This is a genomic window from Chryseobacterium luquanense (genome assembly GCF_026460945.1).
GTDB classification, from domain to species: Bacteria; Bacteroidota; Bacteroidia; order Flavobacteriales; family Weeksellaceae; genus Chryseobacterium; species Chryseobacterium luquanense.
In genome coordinates, this window is sequence record NZ_JAOVZV010000020.1 from 129,442 (window position 1) to 151,037 (window position 21,596).

Below are 21,596 nucleotides of genomic sequence, written 5' to 3' on the forward strand. Positions count from 1 at the left end.
AGATTTTAAATTTTATAAATTTGTTCAGTATAGATATTATTAAAAATGTTTTCTTATAAATATGAAATTTTCACTGCGGTTATTGAAAATAAAATCAATAAACGGGTTTTGTTAAAAGGTGAACGTTTACCTTCAATTCGCGAAATAAAAAAGGAGTATAATTTGAGTGTTGTTTCTGTTCAGAGCGGTTACGAAAGTCTTGTTTTAAAAGGTTTGGTGAAAAGCATTCCCAAAAAAGGATACTTTGTAGATAAAAGTTTTGAAAAGCAGATTCCTATTTCAAAGAAACAATTTTCACCGGTTTCAAGAGATATTGACTTTACCAGTAACCTCCAGTTGACATCGGCAAGAAATAAATCATCCGAAGCAAATTCTTTTAATAATGCTGTTCCCGGAGATTCAATGATTCCGCAAAAGCTGATTCTTCGCACAATGCAAAACATCATCAGGGAAAAAGGTGCGTCATTGCTTCGTTATTATCCACCAAATGGTTCTGAAGAATTGAGAAATCTTATTTCCGATAGAATGCGACGAGTTGGGAGTTTTATAAATCCCGATGAAATTATTATCACCGATGGCGCATTGCAGGCTTTGTTTATTGCGCTTCGTTCTGTGACAAATGAAGGTGATGTGATTGCGATTGAAAGTCCGTGTGTTTTTTCTGTGCTTGAAGTGGCGGCAACTTTAAATCTTAAAATCATTGAAATTCCTGTACAATATGAAAATGGTTTTGATATAAATTATTTTGAAAAAGTTTGTCTTGAACATACAATCAAAGCTTTGGTTATTACTCCCAATTTCCACAATCCTACAGGAAAATTGATGAATGATTTAGATAAAAAGAATTTATTGAATATTTCTGAAAAATTTAAAATTCCAATTATTGAGAATGATATTTATGGTGATTTGTATTTTACCGAAGAAAGACCAAGTTGTCTTAAAAATTTTGATGAACATAATAGTGTGATAACTTTTTCATCTTTTTCTAAAAGCCTTGCTCCCGGAATTCGTTTAGGTTGGTTACATGCAGGAAAGTTTTATCAGGAAGCTGAAAAAATAAAATTTTCATTGGGAAGAACTGTTTCTCCATTGTATCAGGAATTAATTATCAAAATTCTTCAAAATAACAGTTATTACCGTCATCTCCGTTCGTTCAGGAAAAAATTAAATCAACAGGCAATGTATTTATGGTCAGCTTTAAAAAAACATTTTCCCGAAAATTCTTATTTCCATCAACCTGAAGGTGGTTACAGCATTTGGTGTGAACTTCCAGAAGAAATTAATATGAAAGAATTTTATAATTATTGTGAGAGAAACAAAATCTTATTTACACCCGGAATAACGTTTTCTATAACTGACGAATATCAACATTGTTTCCGAGCTGTATTTGCCGATTATTTGACTTCAGAAAGTCTTATTTTAATAGAAAAAGCTGGTGTGAAAGCAAGAGAACTTCTTTTAAAGTAAAAAGTAAATGTTAAAAATTTAGGCTAAAAAAGTGAATTATTATGTTAAATCAACCCTTTAAAAGTTCATTTTTCGTCTTTTTTTGATTTTTCATGTTATATTTTCACTTATTATGTCAAAAAAAACCTCTACAATTAGGCTGGAATCGTCTGAAAACATATATTTGCAGCCTAAATTTTATAGACATGAAAGAACTTATCGAAAAAATCAACGCAGAATTTGAAGCGTTCACTACAGAAGCAAACCAACAAGTTGAAAAAGGAAACAAAGCAGCTGGAACTAGAGCTCGTAAATCAGCTTTAGAATTAAGCAAATTGTTCAAAGACTTTAGAAAAGTTTCTGTTGAAGAATCTAAAAAATAAGAAATAAGCCGGCTCATTTAGTCGGCTTATTTTTTTTTTTGTCTTAAAATGTTACTTTCTTAATGATTTTTGGTTTTACATTCATCACTGCCAAATAAGAAGATGTAAATGCAGAAAGGCTTTTGTAGCCAACTTTGTAAGCAATTTCGCTTAACGTAAACTGACTTGAATCGATTAATTCTACACTTTTCAGAATTTTTATCAGTTGAATATATTTCTTTACACTAATTCCGGTTTCTTGTTTGAAAATTCGCTGCAGACTTCTTGTTGAAAGATTTGCCTTTTCAGCCAATTCTTCGATACTATGATTCTCATGATAACTTTCACTAATAAACTCACAAACCTCCAACAATCTTTTATCTGAAGGAATAGGAATCTGTAAAGATAAATTTTCATCACAGAAATTGGGAAGACTTGTAAGCAAAGCATTCATAAAAACTTCCTGTTCATTATTTTCTTCTGTTAATTTATTCCATTTTGAAGCGTATAAAAGCATTTCTTTTAAAACTGACGGCGCCAGAAATACATGAACTTTTCCATAAAAATCATTTTCAGGAATGTGTTTAAATAAACTGACCATTAATTTTACAGTTTCTGCTTCCGAGGTAATTTTATGTTTTTGTAGAGAAGGAATCCAGATAACATGATTTTGCGGAACGAGATAGATTTTATCATCAATATGAAAATATTGATAGCCTTCTTTTACAAAAGTAAGTTGAGCACGCTGATGAAGATGTTCGTAATCATCATGTTGCCAATTTTCCTCGTACCAAATGTAAGCTCGCTTTTCGATTGAATCATCAAAAAATCCGTTTTCCTGTTCGGTGAGACTGCATTTGGATTTGGCGTTTTGCATAAAGTTTTTGGCAAAAATAAGAAAATTGACAGTAGTAAATTTGTACTGTCTTAAATAATTTACATGAAAACATTCAACAGATTTTTAGCAGTTTTTATTTTAACAATCATTTCAAACACTATTATGGCTCAAAATAATAAAGCAAAGATTTTGGTGCTGATTCATTCCGACAACGGAGGAACGTATGAATTGGCAAAACAAATTTCAAAAGGAATTGAAAGCAACAGTAACGTTCAGTCTGTTATAAAACAGGTAAAGTCATCAGATAATCCAAAACTTAAAGATATTCCGGTTGCTTCAGTCGATGAGCTGAGTTCTTATGATGGAATTGCTTTTGGTTCGCCCGTTTATTTCGGAAACATCAGTACGGGAATGAGCGACTTTCTTTCTAAAACTGTGAATTTGTGGACTAGTCATGCTTTGGAGGGAATGCCTGCAACGGTTTTTATGTCGGCTGGAAGTGGAGCAGGAAATGAATTGGCGGTTCAGGCTTTTTGGAATAGTCTTTCTGTTCATGGGATGGTTTTGGTTTCAAACGGAATTCGCGGAGTTGCAAAAATTGATAAAAATATTCCGCAGGGAAATACGGTTTTGGGAGCAACAAGTTTAGCTTCTGTAAAAAATGTTGAAAGACCAAGCGTTGGAGAAAGAGAAATTGCCTTTGAACAAGGGAAGAATTTCGCAAAAATTATATTCGCTTTAAAGGGAACTTTTAACAAAAATTCTGAAATTAAAATTTCTCAAGCTAAAAGTATAGAAAAGGTTTTGGCTGAAAAAAATATTGTTCTTCCAATTGCTCCGAAACCTGTAGGAAATTATTCTCCTTTTGTAAGGTCTGGAAATTTGGTTTTTATTAATCAGGTTGCTTTAAAAGATGGTAAAATTATGAATCCCGGAAAGTTGGGTGTTTCTGTAGATGAAAATCAGGTGAAAGAAGCAACCCAACAAACAATGCTGAACGTTATTGCAGTCTTGAAAGACGCTGTGAATGGAGATTTAGATAAAGTGAAAAAAGTTGTTCAGCTTACAGGAATTTTCAATACAAAAGATGATTATACGAAACATGCAGATTTGATGAATGCGGCTTCAGATTTGGCAGTTGAAGTTTTTGGAGAAAAAGGAAAACACGCAAGAGCAACACTGGGAGCATCTTCAATTCCTGTGAATTCATCAGTAGAAATTCAGGCAATTTTTGAAGTGGAATAGATTTGAAAATTAAAGCAGATAATCAAAATTTTAATTTCCATTAAATAACTTTATCTTTATGGCAATCAATAAAAAGTATGAAGATAAACACGTTTTTTGCAGTTCCTGCAGTGGTTTTAGCGAGTCAGTTCGTCAATGCGCAATCCGTAGACCAGAAGTTGAATCCTATTGTTCAAAGTTTTGTAAACGAGACGAATAATCATTCTCAGTTAGAAGATATGGCATTCGAATTATTAGATGGAATAGGTCCCCGTTTAGTAGGAACTCCAGAAATGCTTCAATCGAATGAATGGACAGCTAATAAATTAAAATCTTGGGGAATTGATGCCAATTTACAGCAATTCGGAACGTGGAAAGGTTGGCAAAGAGGAACGACACACGTTGATATGGTTTATCCAAGAACAAAAACTTTATCTGCAACGCAATTAGCATGGAGTCCGGCAACCAAAAAAGCAGTGGAAGCAGAAGTTATTGTACTTCCTAAAGTTTCTTCTAAAGCAGAGTTTGACAAATGGCTTCCGTCTGTGAAAGGAAAGATTGTTTTGATGGCTCAATACCAGAAAATCGGTCGTTCAGATGAGCAGATTAAAGAATTTGCAACTCCTGAATTATACGAAAAATTAAAAGCAGAAAAAGAGCAGGCTGCAAAAGACTTCCGTGATTATGTGAAAAATATTGGTTACGATAACAATACACTTCCAGAAGCATTAGAAAAAGCCGGAGCAGCGGGAATTGCGATTTCAAACTGGACAGGAATTATGGGAGCTAACCGTATATTTGGAGCGAAAACTTCAAAAATTTCAATGATTGACATCGATGTGGAAGATTATGGTATGTTGTATAGAATGGCTGAGAAAGGTTCAAAACCAAGAATTAAAATAGATGCTCAATCAAAAGTTTTACCTGAAGCAAAAACTTTCAACACGGTAGGAATGATTAAAGGTTCTGAAAAACCAAATGAATATGTGATTCTTTCTGCCCATTTGGACTCTTGGGACGGTGCTCAAGGGGCAACAGATAACGGAACGGGAGTTTTAACGATGCTTGAAACCATGAGAATCCTTAAAAAATACTATCCAAATCCAAAAAGAACCATTGTTGTCGGACTTTGGGGAAGTGAGGAACAAGGATTAAACGGTTCAAGAGGTTTTGTAGCAGATAATCCTGAAATTATCAAAGGAACTCAGGCAGTTTTTAACCAAGACAATGGAACGGGTAGAGTAGTGAATATTGCAGGACAAGGTTTTGTGAAATCATACGACTACATCGGAAAATGGCTGAATGCCGTTCCAAAAAATGTGAGGGATCACATCAAAACAGATTTCCCTGGAATGCCAGGTGGAGGAGGTTCTGACCACGCTTCATTTGTTGCAGCAGGAGTTCCCGGATTTTCTTTAAGCTCATTGAACTGGGGATATTTCGGTTACACATGGCACACCACGAAAGATACGTATGATAAAATTGTTTTTGATGAGGTTAAAAACAACGTGATTCTTACCGCAACTTTAGCTTACATGGCTTCTGAAGACCCTGAATTTACAAGCAGAGAGCGCAGAACAATGCCTGAAAATGATAAAGGAGAAATCGCAAAATGGCCAGAACTAAAAGAACCGAGAAGAGATTCTAAAGATTATAAATAATTAAAACTATATGAAACAAATAACCACTGCAATTACTTTTTGCTTAATAATAGCAAATAACTTTGTTTTTTCTCAGACTACAGAAGAAATCAAAGCAAAAGAAATTATTGAAAAATCAATTAATGCTACAGGAGGAAAAGAACTTTTAAGTAATATAAAAACTCTTTATTCTAAATCTTCTACTGTTATGGATGGAAGAAATGTAAATTACATTACTAAAGAAATGGCTCCAAACTTGGGAAGTTTTGAAATAGAATATGAAGGGAGAATTGTTTACAGATCTTGGTTTGATGGTAAAACAGGATATGAAACAGTAAATGGTCAAAAGAAAATTGCAGATCAGGAAGAGTTTAAAGATAAACATGATAGAAAGTATATAATGAATGAAGTAGCTTATCTTGATTCGGAATTATTTAAAGTAAAGTTTATAAAAACTGATAAAGATGAAAAACTTAATCAAGTAGAAGCTACTGCAAAAGATGGAAGTATTACAAATCTATATTATGATACAGAAAGTTTCTTACTGAAGAAAGAGGAAAAAAAGAATCCTAATAAAAGTTCTTTTTCAACCATTTTATGTACAGATTATAAAAAATTTGGAGAGCTTACCTACTGTTCAAAAAATATATTTAAATCTGAGAATGGTGATCAAGTTGTGAGTCTGATAGATTTAAAATACAACAAAGACATTAAAAAATCTGATTTCAAATTTTAGTTTGATTAATAAGAGGGTTTACAAAAAATCCGTTTCAAAATAGATGAAACGGATTTTTTTATTTTAATAACTTTTGATTTCTAATAGTTGTTTTTCTTTGACAATATAAGTCGTGCACAATTTATTATTCATATTCATACTTAAATCTGTTCTGAAAAATGTTTGAGTTCCAAATGCTACATTTTTCGTAGTATATTCTGAAAATGAAGGATGGAAGTTTGACAAGCACAAAAAATTCCTTTTTAAAGATTTAGAAAAATTAGGAAAGTTTCCAAAATCATCAATAACAACCATCTTGAAAAATTTCTTTCCTAAAGTTATTCCATAAATTGTTTCAGTAATACTTCCGACAACTATTACTGTTGGAATCGAAAACAAAAATGAAAGAAATAGAGTTTGTTTAAAAATGAAAAGGAAAATTAAAAATAAAGGAATTATATCAATTATTTTAGCACATTCTCTTTGCCTTTCACTATTTGGAAAATCAGCTTTGTAAGGTAGATCATATTCAAATTCCTGATAAATACGCCTGCCTTCCGAATCAAAATTTTGAGTTGCTCTGCGGGTTGTTTTTCTTTCTGTCAGCTCCGAAATTCTCATAATTTTAATTATAAAATCATACTCAACTGAATCCTCTTCCTCGCCTCATCCACTTCCGTTACTCTTACCTGAACATGTTGATGCAGCTTCACTACTTCATTTACATCCGAAACAAAACCATCTTTTAACTGAGAAATATGAATCAATCCGCTTTCTTTGATTCCTAAATCTACAAAACATCCGAAAGCGGTAATATTGTTGACAATTCCGGGAAGAATCATTCCTGTTTTTAAATCGGTAATCTTTTTTACATTCGGATCAAATTCGAAAACTTTTGCGGCTTTTCTTGGGTCTAATCCTGGTTTTTCCAGTTCTTTAAGAATATCTTTTATTCCTAAAATTCCGACATCTTCAGTAGTATATTTTTCAGGCTGAATTAAATTGATTTTTTCTTTATTCGCAATCAATTCATTGGTTTTTATACCTAAATCTTTCGCCATTTTTTCAACAATTCCGTATGCTTCAGGATGAACTGCTGAGTTGTCTAAAGGATTTTCACTATTTGTAATTCTGATAAACGCTGCAGCCTGCTGAAAAGCTTTTTCACCCAATCTCGGAACTTTCTTCAGTTGTTTTCTGTTTTCAAAAGCTCCGTTTTCAGCACGGTAATTCACAATGTTTTCGGCCATTTTTTCACCAATTCCCGAAACGTAACTTAGAAGAGATTTACTTGCTGTATTTAAATTAATTCCAACCGAATTTACGCATCTCATAACCGTAGAATCTAATTCATTTTTCAACTGAGTTTGGTCTACATCATGTTGATATTGACCGACACCAATTGATTTTGCATCAATTTTAACCAATTCAGCCAAAGGATCAGAAAGTCGTCTTCCGATAGAAACCGCTCCACGAACTGTCACATCAAAACTCGGAAATTCATCTCTCGCAATTTTACTCGCCGAATAAACTGAAGCTCCGGCTTCTGAAACTACAAAAACCTGTAACGGCTTATCAAAACCGATTTTCTTAATGAAAAATTCTGTCTCACGACTTGCCGTTCCGTTTCCAATAGAAATCGCCTGAATATTGTAAGCATTCACCATCGAACGGATTTTCTTCATTGCCATTCCGCTTTCGTTTTGCGGAGCATGAGGGTAAATGGTTTCATTGTGCAGTAAATCTCCTTTTTCATCAAGACAGACTATTTTGCAGCCACTTTTATAACCCGGATCAATGGCTAAAATTCTTTTTTCTCCTAAAGGCGGGGCGAGTAGAAGTTGGCTGAGATTTTCTGAGAATATTTCAATCGCCTTTTTATCTGCTTTTTCCTTTGCTTCCTGCAAGGTTTCATTAGAAATGGCAGGTTCAAGAAGTCTTTTATAAGAATCTTTTATGGCTAAAGCAATTTGTTCTGAGCTTTCATTTTTAGATTTAATAATGGCATTTTCAATAAAATCTAAAGCTTCATCTTTATCAATTCCGATGTTTGTTTTTACAAAACCTTCAGATTCTGCTCTCAACATTGCCAGAAGTCGGTGTGATGGGGCTCTGTTTAAGCTTTCTTCCCATTCGAAATATTGCGAAAATTTTTGTGCGCCTTCTTCATCTTTTTTTGCTTTAACAGCTTTTGACACGATTACAGCTTTACGCTGAAACAATCGGCGAAGATTTTTACGGACATACATATTTTCGTTAATCCATTCTGCGATAATGTCTCTTGCACCTTGTAAAGCTTCTTCTTCAGATGAAACTTCGTTATTAATATATTTAGAAGCCAAGAACTGTAAATCCTGAACATTTTGACTCATGATGATTTTCGCCAATGGTTCCAGACCTTTTTCTTTTGCTGTATCTGCTTTGGTTTTTCTTCTTTTTTTGAATGGCAAATACAAATCTTCCAGTTCCTGAATATCAAAGCTTGACTCAATCTTCTGCTTCAAATCAGGCGATAAAACATTTTGCTCTTCTATCGATTTTAAAATACTTTCTTTACGTTTTACAATTTCTTCAAACTGTTTATTCAGTTTAAATATTTGTTCGATCTGAATTTCATCCAAATTTCCTGTCGCATCCTTTCGATAACGTGAAATAAAAGGAATCGTGCAGTCTTCTGATAATAATTTTAAAGTAGCATTAATGCTTTTGTCGGATATGTTAAGTTGGTTTTGAATGAAAGTTGAAGTGTTCATGAAATATTTTTGGGATGGCTAAAATACTGACTTTTTTGCAATAATTTAATTGGCGATATTTATCATTATTAATTTAAAACATAAAGAAAAGTATGATTTATGAATGTTTATCAAGAAATAAAATTGTATTATGAATTCCACTGTAAAATCACTATATTTGCACGCTGAAAGTGAAAGGTAATATCACCTTAAAACTTTAAACCTTAAACTTTGAATCTAACGTTATGAAATGTGGAATCGTAGGCTTACCGAATGTAGGTAAATCAACTCTTTTTAACTGCTTAAGCAATGCTAAAGCACAGTCAGCGAATTATCCTTTCTGTACCATCGAGCCGAATTTAGGAACGGTTTCTGTACCGGATCAAAGATTATTCGAGCTTGAAAAATTGGTAAATCCTGAAAGAGTTTTGCCTGCTGTTGTAGAGATTGTAGATATCGCAGGTCTTGTAAAAGGGGCAAGTAAAGGAGAAGGTTTAGGAAACCAATTCTTGGCAAACATTCGTGAGTGTGAAGCGATTATCCATGTTTTAAGATGTTTTGAAAACGGAAATATTATCCACGTTGAAGGTTCAGTAGATCCTTTGAGGGATAAAGATATTATCGATATTGAACTTCAGTTAAAAGATTTGGAAACAGTGGGTAAAGCTGTTGAAAAAGCAAAAAAATTCATCAAATCTGGGAAAAAAGAAGATTTATTGACTTACGAAACGCTTCAAAATCTTCAGAAACACCTTGAAGATGGTAGAAATGCAAGAGAATTTGCAATGGATGATTTTGCAAAATCAATTATTGGAGAAGTTCAGTTGTTGACCAATAAACCTGTTCTTTACGTTTGTAATGTTGATGAAAATTCAATCAAAAACGGAAATGATTGGATTGGGAAAATTGAAGAAATGGCTAAGAACGAAAATGCTGAAGTAGTCGTTTTGGCAGCGCAGATTGAAGCAGACATCAATGAATTGGAAACTTACGAAGAGAGAGAGATTTTCCTTGAAGAATTAGGTCTTACAGAGCCTGGAGTAAACCGTTTGATCAGAAAAGCTTACGATTTATTGAAGCTTCAGACGTATTTTACAGCAGGAGTAAAAGAAGTAAGAGCTTGGACAATCGGACAAGGTTGGACGGCTCCTCAAGCTGCAGGAGTAATTCACACAGATTTCGAGAAAGGTTTCATTCGTGCAGAAGTTATTAAGTATAATGATTATGTAACTTATGGTACAGAAGCAAAAGTAAAAGAAGCCGGAAAGCTTTCTGTTGAAGGAAAAGAATACATCGTTCAGGACGGTGATGTGATGCACTTCAGATTTAATGTTTAAAAATATTAAAAGTTAGTTATATAATATTTTAAAAAGCGCTCTCATTAGTTTGTGAGCGCTTTTGATTTGGTAAATGAGACTTAAATATAATTTTCCATAAATTCTGAGTCTTGATTTATCGGTTTTTTCGCAAAGCAAAACCTTTAGGTTCAAAAACAGGATAATTAGTATATTTTAACATCACCGTATAGTCATCATTTTCGATATAATAAACATCTATTTTATCCAATCCACCTACAGTCTCTTCTTTTACAGAATTTTTAGATTTTAGCCATTCTAGCATATTGCTGTATTCTTTTTCACTTACATCTGATACTTCCACAATGTAAGATTGCCCATTTTTATAATGTACCACGATTTCGGTATCATAGTCGACATCTATAAATACTTCTTCACTAATTCCGTCTTTCGTACTGTCTAAGCTTTCATCATAAAAATATTTTTTCTCAGCTAATATTTTCTTGACAGATTTATTGTTTTGACCAAGTACCTCTTTTAATCTGACAACTGTTATTAATTTGTCTTTTTCAGTAGGTTTATTGAAAGTATACTGATCTGTAAGTAACATCGCTGTAGTTGTATCTTTATATTCATCAATTAGAAAAAAATATTTATAGCCACTTTTCTTAAGCAATTTATCTTGCATTTTGAACTGTTTACTTTCCAGTTCATCTTCTGCTTCGTCCATATATCCTTTTACGGTAAAATGTATTGCATATAGTTTGCCTGAATCAGTATATCCAACCATGACGCTTTGGTCAGAAGAATTTTTAAATGAAAATAATTTAGAATTAAATTTATCAGCAGAATCTTCTAGTGAAAAGCCTTTTTTCTTCATAAAGCTTTTGATGTCGCTTTGTGAGACGACTGCAGTTTCTTCTAAAAACTGTAAATTTTTGTCTATAAAAGTTGATTGTGCAAAAGTGAAATTAACACTTGCACATAAAATAATGAATAGCGATTTTAATGATAATGATTTCATGGTTGTTAATTTTACTCAAAAGTATTGGTAATATCACTTCAAAACAATCACCCAAAAGGGCTATATTTTTGTTGAATTTATTATACTTGTACAGAATCTTTATTCCAAATTTTCATATTTGAAATCTTCTGCGGCATGAAAATTAGCTCATGAATATTTACAAATCCGTATTTTGAAAAACATTACTTATCGAAAAAATTGGTGACCGAGGCTCTCGAAGTCACCGGTTTTAATTTAAAGTTTAGTCAATTTCTCAATTGCTTTCTCCAAAGTTTCATTTTTTTTTGCAAAACATAACCTGATCACATTTTCATTCAATTTATCCTTGTAAAAAGCCGAAAACGGAATGCTTGCAACTTTATGATTAATAGTTAATTCTGTCGCAAAATCAAAGTCATTTTTATCTGAAATTTTATCATATTTCAAAGCCTGAAAATATGTTCCTTCACAATCGAGAAGTTCAAATGAAGTTTGAGCTAAACCTTGTTTTAAAAAATCTCTTTTTTCCTGAAAAAACTGATTAAGTTGGTTGTAATGCTCATCATTTTTCATGTATTCCGCCAAAGCCATTTGAAGTGGAGTATTCACGCAGAAAACATTGAACTGGTGAACTTTTCTGAATTCGTCTGTTAAAGCTTTTGGAGCGGCACAATATCCGATTTTCCAACCTGTGATGTGAAATAATTTCCCGAAAGAGGCTACCAAAAGACTTCTTTCCTTTAATTCGGGATATTTACAGATGCTTAAATGCTGGTTTCCGTCAAAGATAATATTTTCGTAAACTTCGTCGCTCAAAATTAAAATATTCGTGTCTTCTACGATTTTTATTAATTCCTGAATGTCATTTTCTTTTAAAATTTTCCCGGAAGGATTGTTCGGATTGTTCAGAATAATCATTTTTGTTTTTTCTGAAACTAGATTTCTCACAACATTCCAATCGATTTTATAATCGGGAGCTTTCATTTGGAAACGTTTTACAACTCCGCCAAAAAGCTCTACTGTTGGTTCGTAGCAATCATATGCGGGTTCAAAAATAATCACTTCATCATCTTTTTGTACGAAAGTGGCGATCGCAGTGAAAATAGCCTGAGTTCCGCCTGCTGTGATGGTAATTTCGGTTTCAGGATGATAAATTGCATGATGAGAATTTTCAATTTTTCTTGCAATTTCCTCTTTCAAACCCATAATTCCTCCTAAAGGAGCATATTGGTTGAATCCTTTTCTAATAAAATCATTTGCTAAATTCAGTAATTCGGAATCTGTCTCAAAATCAGGAAATCCCTGTGAGAGATTAATGGCTTGGTGTTGATTTGCCAATTGAGACATTTGGGTAAATATGGTGGTTCCAACATTTGGAAGTTTCGAAGAAGGAAGCTGTATCATCTAAATTCTTTATGAATCTAAATTAGTGTAAATTTTAAAATTTTGAACTGTAATTTTATGTTAAATTAAATGAATGGTATTAAAATTAAAATATAAGAAAAACGACTCGAAAAATTCGGATATTTTTCGCCGTTTTTGTACTTTTGTATGTTTGCTGAAATAATATATGTCACAAGAAATACAACCTATCTATTCCGAAGATAATATCAGAACCCTCGATTGGCAGGAACATATTCGTTTGCGTCCCGGTATGTATATCGGAAAGCTTGGCGATGGCTCGTCTGCTGATGACGGTATTTATATTTTGCTGAAAGAAATTCTGGATAACTCGATTGATGAATTCAGAATGAAATCGGGTAAAAGAATTGAAATAAAAGTGGATGACGGGAAAGTTCTGATTCGAGATTTTGGTCGTGGAATTCCTTTAGGTAAAGTTGTTGACGCAGTTTCAAAAATGAATACCGGTGGTAAATATGACAGTAAAGCCTTCAAGAAATCTGTCGGGCTGAATGGGGTTGGTACAAAAGCCGTAAATGCGCTTTCAGATTATTTCCGTGTGCGTTCTTTCCGTGAAGGAAGAATGAAAATTGCCGAATTTTCCCGAGGTATAATCACTGAGGAACACGATGAAAAAGAAACTTCAGACAGAAACGGGACCGAAATTTTGTTTACTCCGGATTCTGAAATTTTTCTTCATTACAAATACAGAAAAGAGTATATCGAGAGAATGCTCCGCAATTATGCTTATCTTAATCCCGGATTGAAGATCATTTTCAACGGTGAAACTTTCTATTCTGAAAACGGACTGAAAGATTTATTGGAAGAAGAGCTTGAAAGTGATGTTTTATATCCGATTGTTCATTTGAAAGATAATGATATTGAAGTTGCAATTACGCATACCGATAAATCTCAGACCGAAACATATTTTTCATTCGTAAACGGACAAAATACAACACAGGGAGGAACACATTTAAATGCTTTCCGTGAAGCTTATGTAAAAACAATTCGTGAATTTTTCAATAAAAGTTTTGATGCTTCCGATGTAAGAAAATCGATTGTTGCGGCAATTTCCATCAACGTTGAAGAACCCGTTTTTGAATCTCAGACGAAAACAAAATTAGGCTCGAGCGATATGGGGCCGAATGGACCAACAGTTCGTACATTTATCATTGATTTCTTAAAAAGTAAATTAGATAATTTCCTTCATAAAAACCCTGAAATTGCAGAAGCGATTCAGAGAAAGATCTTAATTTCAGAAAGAGAAAGAAAAGAGCTTTCCGGAATTCAAAAATTAGCAAGAGAAAGAGCGAAAAAAGTTTCTCTTCACAATAAAAAACTTCGGGACTGCAGACAGCATTACAACGATCAGAAAGCTGAAAGAAAAGCAGAGACACAGATTTTTATTACGGAGGGAGATTCTGCATCAGGATCAATCACAAAATCCAGAGATGTTGAAACTCAGGCTGTATTTTCATTGAAAGGTAAGCCTTTGAACTGTTATGGTTTAACCAAAAAAGTTGTTTATGAAAATGAAGAATTCAACTTGCTTCAGGCTGCTTTAAATATTGAGGAAAGTCTTGAAGATTTAAGATACAATCAGGTAATTATTGCAACCGATGCCGATGTAGACGGAATGCACATCAGACTTTTGATGATTACGTTTTTCCTTCAGTTTTTCCCTGATGTGATTAAAAACGGACATTTATTTATTCTTCAGACTCCGCTATTTAGAGTTAGAAATAAAAAAGAAACGAGATATTGCTATTCTGAGCAGGAAAGGGTAAAAGCTTTAAATGAATTAGGAAAAAACCCTGAAATTACCCGATTTAAAGGTTTGGGAGAAATTTCACCTGATGAATTCAAGCATTTTATTGGTAAAGATATTCGTTTGGAACCAGTTGTGATTGGTAAAGATCAAACAATAGAGCAACTTTTGGAGTTCTACATGGGAAAAAATACACCGGATCGGCAGGTTTTCATCCTTGAAAATTTGGTTATAGAAGATCAGGATATTAATAAAAAAGAGATTTTAGATGAAATTGAATCTTAAGAATTAAAAAAACACAAAAAAACACACGATGAGATTAAGTAACAAGAAAAAAGCACCTGTATATAATTTTTTCAATACCCTCTTATTGATGATGTTATCTGCAGGGATTATAGGTTTCATTTTAGATGAAATGAGATTTAATATTTTGGAAGGGAACAGTTATTTTTTGATTATTATTCCTTTAATATTATTAGGGATTTATCACATCAACGGAAGACAGATTTTTGAATATGATAGCGATGGAGAAGCATTGCATTTTAGAAACAGAAATATTGTACCGTTTTTTAGCAAACCTCTAAGTGATGAATTCCCCAAATACAAACTCATGAAATTTGAGATGGTGAATGTTTTGTTTTTAAGAAGACTTTATATCACTATTTCTAGTAAAAACAGTGGCTCAACGATTTTAAAATATGAAATTTCTTATTTAACAAGTAAAGAAGCCAACGATTTAAAAGTATCTCTCAACAAAGTAATAAAAGCTAATAAAGAGAAAGACATCAAGAATAAGTAATGATAGAAGACAACTCTCACGAAGGCGAAAGCTTAAAAAAAGTTTCAGGACTGTATAAGGACTGGTTTTTGGATTATGCCTCTTATGTAATTTTAGATAGAGCAATTCCGTCTGTTTATGACGGTTTCAAGCCCGTTCAGCGTAGAATTATGCATTCTATGCGTGAGCTGGAAGACGGTCGTTACAATAAAGTAGCAAATATTGTCGGTAACACGATGAAATACCATCCACACGGGGATGCATCAATTACAGATGCAATGGTAGGAATCGGCCAGAGAGAACTTCTGATAGACACTCAAGGAAACTGGGGAAATATTTATACGGGAGATTCTGCTGCGGCAGCAAGATATATTGAAGCAAGATTGACGCCTTTTGCTTTGGAAGTGGTTTTCAACCCTAAAACCACAGAATGGTCTAAGTCTTATGATGGTAGAAATAACGAGCCGATAGATTTACCAGTGAAATTCCCGTTGCTTTTGGCACAAGGTGTTGAAGGAATCGGGGTGGGGCTTTCCACAAAAATTCTTCCACACAATTTTAATGAATTAATTACAGCTTCTGTTGCTTATTTAAAAGGAAAAAAGTTTGAAATTTATCCAGATTTTCTTACGGCAGGTTTTCTTGATATTTCAGAATACAATGATGGTCACAGAGGTGGAAAAGTAAGAGCTAGAGCAAAAATTTCTCAGGTCGACAAGCATACTTTGATGATTTCTGAGCTTCCTTTTTCTAAAAATACCAGTGATTTGATTGATTCAATCATCAAAGCCAACGAAAAAGGTAAAATTAAAATCAAAAAAATTGAAGACAATACGTCAGATAAAGTTGAGATTCTGATTTATCTTCACAACGAAGTTTCACCCGATAAAACGATTGATGCTTTGTATGCATTTACCGATTGTCAGGTTACGATTTCTCCAAATGCGTGCGTAATTGTTGGTGATAAACCAATGTTTCTTGATGTCTCCACGATTCTTAAAATGAATACCGATCACACCGTTTCTTTATTGAAAAAAGAATTGGAAATCGAGCTTCATGAATTGCAGGAAAACTGGCATTTTTCATCTTTGGAAAGAATTTTTATCGAAAACAGAATTTACCATGACATTGAAGAGGTTAAAAGCTGGGAAGAAGTTCTGAAAACAATTGCTATAGGCTTAAAACCTCATACTGCACATCTTTTAAGAGAAGTTACTGAAGAAGATATTTTAAGACTGACTGAAATCAGAATTAAAAGAATTTCAAGATTCGATTTAGATAAATTCAAAGAAAATATCGCTGCGCTAGAAGGTAAAATTGAGCAGGTAAGATTCCATTTGGCGAATCTTATTGCCTATGCGATTGATTATTATCTTAATATTCAGAAAAAATACGGAAAAGACAGAGAAAGAAAAACAGAATTAAGAATTTTCGATACGATTGATGCTACAAAAGTTGCTGTTGCCAACGAAAAATTTTACGCTAATTTCGAGGAAGGTTTTATTGGAACTTCGCTTAAAAAAGACCAATATCTGTTTGACTGTTCAGACATTGACGATATTATTACTTTCAGAAAAGATGGAAGTATGAAAGTCGTGAAAGTGGAAGCTAAAACTTTCATCGGAAAAGACATTCAACATGTTGCCATCTTTAAAAAGAACGACAAACGTACGGTTTACAATATGATTTACCGAGAAGGGAGAGACGGGCCGTATTATATGAAGCGTTTTTCTGTGACCGGTGTTACCAGAAATACGGATTATCCTTTAGCGTCTGATAAAAGAGGTTCTGAAATGCTTTACTTTTCTGCAAATCCGAATGGTGAAGCTGAGGTTGTAAGTGTTTTGCTAAAACCAAATCCGAGAATCAGAAAAAATAAAATGGAAATCGATTTTTCTGAATTAGCAATTAAAGGCAGAGATTCAAAAGGAAATTTGGTGACCAAATATTCAGTTAAAAAAGTAGATTTAAAAGAAGAAGGTGTTTCTACTTTGGCTCCAAGAAAAATCTGGTTTGATGATACGGTAAGAAGACTGAATGCGGATGTAAGAGGAACTTTGCTTGGGAATTTTAAAGGTGACGATAAAATCTTAACCATTAATGCCCAAGGTGAAGCAAAACTGGTAAGTTTCGATCTTGGAAACCGTTTTGATGACGAATATATTATTCTGGAAAAATGGCGACCGAATCAACCAATCACTTGTATTTATTACGACGGAGAAAAGGATATGTATTTCATTAAAAGATTTTTATTGGAAAACAATACCAATCTTCAAACCTTTATGCCTTCGGAGCATCAGAAGTCATTTATTGAAAGAATTATTGTTTCAAACAATACAACTGCAGAAATTATTTTTGCAAAAGATAAAGGGAAAGAACGCGATCCTGAAACTGTAAATATCGACGAGTTTATAGCTGTAAAAGGAATTAAAGCCATCGGAAATCAGTTTACGAAATTTAAGGTTAAAAATATCAACATCACAATTCCTGAACCGGAAGAAGAAGAACCTGAAGTGTACGAAGAACCGGATTTTACTTCCTCAGCAGATGATGAAGGTGGAACAATCGGAGATTTGTTTGAAAGTGATAAAAATGAAAATACGACAGAATGAATACAATAGTTATCATTGTAATTGCGGTTACCTGTATCATTAGCTACTTGGCTTTAAATGATATGAGAATGTTTGAAAAATATAAATTTAATGTAGGAGCAATTCAGCAAAGAAAAGAGTATTTCAGACTTTTAACTGCTGGTTTTTTGCATGCCGATTTTATGCATTTAGCTTTAAATATGTATGTGCTTTATATGTTTAGTCCGGCAATATTGAATTCTTTTGGAGTGAGTGGGTTTTTAATTATTTATATCGTTTCGATATTGCTAGGAAATTTATTTTCACTTTTAATTTATAAAAATCAAGCTTGGTATTCTGCAATTGGAGCAAGTGGAGGTGTTGCGGGAATTATCTTTGCAAGTGTTTCTTTAAATCCTGCTTTGTCTGAAATTGGAATTATTTTTATTCCATTTGTAAGAATTCCAGGATTTATTTTTGGACTTTTATATTTTGGATATTCAGTTTACAGTATGCTGAAACCTAGATCGAATGACAATATCGGTCACGCTGCTCATTTAGGAGGTGCTTTTTTTGGTTTAATTTATACAATTATTATTTATCCTGAAAATGCAGTTCAAAATATGGTTTATTTGTTAATCATGTCGCTTCCGCTCATTTATTTGGCGTATGAAATATTTGTAAGAAAAAGAATCGGTTAGTAATAAACGATTCTTTTTTTTAATTAACTATTGTTGTTTAAGGAAATTATTTGATTCCAAAAATAAACCGGTCGTTTCCGCTGAGGTCTTTTATCAGTTCAGCTTTTGAAAAATCATTGTACAATTCTAAAGTTTCAAGTCCTAATTTTTGATTGATTTCTAAAAAAAGCAATCCTTTTTCATTCAGATGTTTTTTAGAATCTTCGATAATTCTTCGATAGAAAATCAAAGCATCGGAAGTTGGAGAAAATAACGCCATTTTCGGCTCGAATTCTTTTACAGAGTCTGCAATTTCGTTCTCTTCATCAATCCCAATATAAGGCGGATTTGAAATAATAACATCAAAGTTTTTATTTAATTCTAAACTCAAATAATCAGCATGAATAAAATTGATTTCAAGTTGGTGAAAATCTGCATTTTTTTTCGCTGTTTTTAAAGCTTTTTTTGAAAAATCAACAGAAGTAACTTCTGCTTCCGGAAAATGTTTTTTTAAAACTAACGGAATAATTCCGCTTCCTGTTCCAATGTCGATAATTTTGAGATTTGAGATTTGAGATTTGAGATTTGAGATTTTCTGAATGGCAATTTCCAGCAACTCTTCGGTTTCCGGACGTGGTATCAATACATTTTCATCAACAAAAATTTTCATTCCGTAAAATTCGGTTTCACCTAAAATCTGTAAATAAGGTTTTCCTGTTTTTAATTCTGAAATGATTTGCTGGAATTTATTAATATTCTCATCAGACAATTCCAAATCTGCAGATTGTTTTTGCTGAAAGTTATTTAAGTCTAAAATATGTTCAGCAAAAATGTGAAATATAAAGACACTTTCAGAATCTGTATAAATTTCTAAAAGTGAGTCTGAAAAATGTTTTTTGAGTTGGGATAGCGTCATTATCTTGTAAAAACGAGTTTGGTGTCGGTCGATTTTTCCTCATCAATTCTGTAGCCTTCATAGTTAAAAGCTTTTACATCGTTTAATGTTTTTGCATTATTTTCTGCACAGAACCTTACAACTAAACCTCTTGCGTGTTTCGTATAAACTACAATTGTTTTCAGTTTACCTTCTTTCATTTCATAAAAATCAAAATCGATAACCTGATGATTAAGTTTTTTTCTGTCTACAACTTTTATATACTCGTTGCTTGCTAAGTTCAGTAGGATTTCGTTCTTTTTCATTTCAGAATTAAGCTGCTCTGTTACTTTTTCTGTCCAGAATTCATAAAGATTTTTATAGCTTTCAAACTCAAAATTTCTACCCATTTCAAGGCGGTACAACATTACTTTATCTGAAGGTTTCAACAAGCCATACAGACCGGAAAGCATTCTGTAATTTTTCTGAAGATAATCCACTGCATTCTTGCCTAATGTTTTTGCATCCAAACCACGGTATACTTCGCCTGTAAAAGCAAACATCGCAGGAGCAGATTCTTTTGCAGTAGGTTTAGATTTCCATTTTTGATTTCTTTCCCAGTTTTCGTCTGCGAGTTTTGATGAAATTTCCATTAATTCGGAAAGATATTTTGGAGATTTATGTTTTAGATGAGATTGTATCAATTCTGCCTGTTCGATAAATTTTGGTGTAGAACTTCTCAAGAACTCGGTTGAGTTTTCTACATTCATTAATTTGGCAGGAGAGGTAATAATTTTCATAGGTTTAATAAGGATAAATGTTTAAAATCAACTAAATTCATCAGCATCATCGAGATAAAATCAAACATAAAATGACAGATAATTAGAATTTTAATGTTAGAATATTTTTTATAAAATAAGGCAAATACAATCCCAATAAAGAAAGGACCAACAACTTGTGCAATGGTTCCGTAGGTACTGTGTAATATTGCAAATAATAATGCGGAAACAATAATTCCTAAAGCCGGACTATTGTATATTTTTTCAATTCTTGGCTGAATGTAAGCTCTCATCAACAATTCTTCAATAATTCCAGCTGTTAAACAGGTGAAAATAATGAGTAAATAATTGTTTTTGAATAAAATTTTAAATTCTAAAAGCCTTTCACTTACTTTTTCTTTGGTTAAAAAAATAATAATTGCATTAAGGAAAGCCCCACCAAATAGGCTAATTAAATATAAAAGAATGACTGCTCCAAGATAAAATAGAAATGAATATTTCCGATCTTCCCAAACGAAAAACGACCTGTTTTCGATGAAAAAATTATAAATTAAAACCAATAACAAAACCAACCAAAGAGAAAGTCTGTTGTAAAAAAATAAATCCGTCGTTAATGTTTTATAATTAAAAAAAGAATTGATTAAAGGAATCGAATACAGCATTGAAGCGGCAAGTAATACAAAAGTCAATATTACCCCTAAAGAATATTTTCCATTCAAACTCATTTTAAATATCTTTCTAAATTTCTCCTTTTCCCTGACGAATAATTTCCGGTTCGCCCGAAGTTAAATCTACAATGGTAGACGCAACATTATCCCCATAACCTGAATCTATAACTAAATCAACCAAATGATCATATTTCTCAGCGATTAATTCAGGATCGGTAGAATATTCGATTATTTCATCATCATCTTTTATCGAAGTTGAAGCGATAGGATGTCCTAGTTTTTCAACAATCAACTGCGGAATCGGATGATCCGGAACACGAATACCAATTGTTTTATGATTCTTATAAGCTAAAGGCAAACTTTTGTTGGCTTCTAAGATAAATGTAAATGGACCAGGAAGATGACTCTTTAAAAATCTGAAAACTGAGGTGTCAATAGGTCTTGTAAAATCTGATAAATGGCTTAAATCATTACATATAATAGAGAATTTTGCTTTATCAAGCTTCTGTTTTTTAATCTGAGCCAATTTTTCCATGGCTTTAATATCAAAAATATTACAGCCTAAAGCATAAACTGTATCAGAGGGATAAATAATCAGTCCGCCGTTATTCAGTGTTTTAATAACCTCATTGATAAGGTTTTCCTGAGGATTGTCGGGGTAAATTTTTAGAATCTTTGCCATAAACAAATGTACGAATATTTAGGTTTAATCAAAGAATATGCCTTTATTTAAAGGATTGCTTGTGGTTTTGAAATATATTCGTATATTTGCAATCCAATATCGCGGGATGGAGCAGTAGGTAGCTCGTCGGGCTCATAACCC

General features: G+C 32.9%; 19 protein-coding genes. 10 read left to right on the forward strand and 9 right to left on the reverse strand.

The genetic code is table 11. From position 1 onward, the window contains the following. Positions 1–45 precede the first annotated feature (45 nt). Both OEA66_RS17195 and OEA66_RS17200 read left to right on the forward strand, forming a co-directional pair. On the forward strand, positions 46–1,467 hold the full coding sequence (locus OEA66_RS17195) for an aminotransferase-like domain-containing protein (protein WP_267282543.1): 1,422 nt from the start codon (positions 46–48) through the stop codon (positions 1,465–1,467). A 185-nt stretch (positions 1,468–1,652) separates the two neighbouring features. Next, entirely contained in the window at positions 1,653–1,829 is a 177-nt protein-coding gene (locus tag OEA66_RS17200; RefSeq protein WP_055981058.1) for a BF3379 family histone-like protein, read from the forward strand. A gap of 43 nt (positions 1,830–1,872) precedes the next feature. Here OEA66_RS17200 and OEA66_RS17205 read toward each other — a convergent pair whose 3' ends face one another. Next, entirely contained in the window at positions 1,873–2,685 is an 813-nt protein-coding gene (locus OEA66_RS17205) for an AraC family transcriptional regulator (RefSeq protein ID WP_267282544.1), read from the reverse strand. Between the two features lie 63 nt (positions 2,686–2,748). Between OEA66_RS17205 and OEA66_RS17210 the strand changes: the two genes are divergently transcribed. From OEA66_RS17210 to OEA66_RS17220, 3 genes are all read left to right on the forward strand, one after another. Then, complete coding sequence (locus OEA66_RS17210) at positions 2,749–3,891, forward strand: Atu1372/SO_1960 family protein (RefSeq protein WP_267282545.1); 1,143 nt, start codon at positions 2,749–2,751, stop codon at positions 3,889–3,891. A gap of 77 nt (positions 3,892–3,968) precedes the next feature. After that, entirely contained in the window at positions 3,969–5,531 is a 1,563-nt protein-coding gene (locus tag OEA66_RS17215; protein ID WP_267282546.1) for a M20/M25/M40 family metallo-hydrolase, read from the forward strand. 10 nt (positions 5,532–5,541) lie between these two features. After that, positions 5,542–6,246 (forward strand): hypothetical protein, encoded by a 705-nt coding sequence (locus OEA66_RS17220; RefSeq protein ID WP_267282547.1) that lies wholly within the window; start codon positions 5,542–5,544, stop codon positions 6,244–6,246. 63 nt (positions 6,247–6,309) lie between these two features. On the opposite strand, the gene OEA66_RS17225 is transcribed toward OEA66_RS17220, so the two are convergent. After that, complete coding sequence (locus OEA66_RS17225; protein ID WP_267282548.1) at positions 6,310–6,846, reverse strand: RDD family protein; 537 nt, start codon at positions 6,844–6,846, stop codon at positions 6,310–6,312. Positions 6,847–6,854: 8 nt separating this feature from the next. Beyond that, complete coding sequence (locus OEA66_RS17230; RefSeq protein WP_267282549.1) at positions 6,855–8,978, reverse strand: Tex family protein; 2,124 nt, start codon at positions 8,976–8,978, stop codon at positions 6,855–6,857. A 224-nt stretch (positions 8,979–9,202) separates the two neighbouring features. On the opposite strand from OEA66_RS17230, the gene ychF reads away from it, so the two are divergent. Beyond that, positions 9,203–10,294 carry a redox-regulated ATPase YchF gene (ychF, locus tag OEA66_RS17235; RefSeq protein ID WP_267282550.1) on the forward strand — a complete coding sequence of 364 codons (1,092 nt, stop codon included), beginning with the start codon at positions 9,203–9,205 and terminating at the stop codon, positions 10,292–10,294. Positions 10,295–10,409: 115 nt separating this feature from the next. On the opposite strand, the gene OEA66_RS17240 is transcribed toward ychF, so the two are convergent. Next, positions 10,410–11,276, reverse strand: coding sequence for a hypothetical protein (locus tag OEA66_RS17240; protein ID WP_267282551.1), 867 nt, complete (start codon positions 11,274–11,276; stop codon positions 10,410–10,412). 234 nt (positions 11,277–11,510) lie between these two features. Continuing rightward, entirely contained in the window at positions 11,511–12,659 is a 1,149-nt protein-coding gene (locus OEA66_RS17245; RefSeq protein WP_267282552.1) for a methionine aminotransferase, read from the reverse strand. A 166-nt stretch (positions 12,660–12,825) separates the two neighbouring features. Between OEA66_RS17245 and OEA66_RS17250 the strand changes: the two genes are divergently transcribed. Genes OEA66_RS17250 through OEA66_RS17265 form a run of 4 tightly spaced genes read left to right on the forward strand, consistent with a single transcriptional unit; the run spans position 12,826 to position 18,473 of the window. Continuing rightward, positions 12,826–14,709 carry a DNA topoisomerase IV subunit B gene (locus OEA66_RS17250; protein WP_267282553.1) on the forward strand — a complete coding sequence of 628 codons (1,884 nt, stop codon included), beginning with the start codon at positions 12,826–12,828 and terminating at the stop codon, positions 14,707–14,709. 28 nt (positions 14,710–14,737) lie between these two features. Next, positions 14,738–15,223 (forward strand): hypothetical protein, encoded by a 486-nt coding sequence (locus OEA66_RS17255; RefSeq protein WP_267282554.1) that lies wholly within the window; start codon positions 14,738–14,740, stop codon positions 15,221–15,223. Beyond that, positions 15,223–17,814, forward strand: coding sequence for a DNA gyrase/topoisomerase IV subunit A (locus OEA66_RS17260; RefSeq protein ID WP_267282555.1), 2,592 nt, complete (start codon positions 15,223–15,225; stop codon positions 17,812–17,814). Before OEA66_RS17255 ends, OEA66_RS17260 begins: the two co-directional genes overlap by 1 nt. Beyond that, positions 17,811–18,473, forward strand: coding sequence for a rhomboid family intramembrane serine protease (locus OEA66_RS17265; protein WP_267282556.1), 663 nt, complete (start codon positions 17,811–17,813; stop codon positions 18,471–18,473). The genes OEA66_RS17260 and OEA66_RS17265 overlap by 4 nt, the downstream gene beginning before the upstream one ends. Positions 18,474–18,519: 46 nt before the next feature. On the opposite strand, the gene prmC is transcribed toward OEA66_RS17265, so the two are convergent. The 4 genes from prmC to OEA66_RS17285 are packed head-to-tail and all read right to left on the reverse strand — an operon-like array spanning position 18,520 to position 21,455. Beyond that, a complete protein-coding gene (prmC, locus tag OEA66_RS17270) occupies positions 18,520–19,368 on the reverse strand; it encodes a peptide chain release factor N(5)-glutamine methyltransferase (RefSeq protein WP_267282557.1) in 849 nt (282 codons plus the stop codon). Further along, the gene (gene yaaA, locus OEA66_RS17275) at positions 19,368–20,126 is read right to left on the reverse strand and encodes a peroxide stress protein YaaA (protein WP_267282558.1); all 759 of its coding nucleotides are present in this window, start codon (positions 20,124–20,126) and stop codon (positions 19,368–19,370) included. The genes prmC and yaaA overlap by 1 nt, the downstream gene beginning before the upstream one ends. Further along, positions 20,123–20,830 carry a CPBP family intramembrane glutamic endopeptidase gene (locus OEA66_RS17280; protein WP_267282559.1) on the reverse strand — a complete coding sequence of 236 codons (708 nt, stop codon included), beginning with the start codon at positions 20,828–20,830 and terminating at the stop codon, positions 20,123–20,125. The genes yaaA and OEA66_RS17280 overlap by 4 nt, the downstream gene beginning before the upstream one ends. Before the next feature lie 13 nt (positions 20,831–20,843). Further along, entirely contained in the window at positions 20,844–21,455 is a 612-nt protein-coding gene (locus OEA66_RS17285; RefSeq protein WP_267282560.1) for an L-threonylcarbamoyladenylate synthase, read from the reverse strand. Between the last annotated feature and the right edge of the window lie 141 nt (positions 21,456–21,596).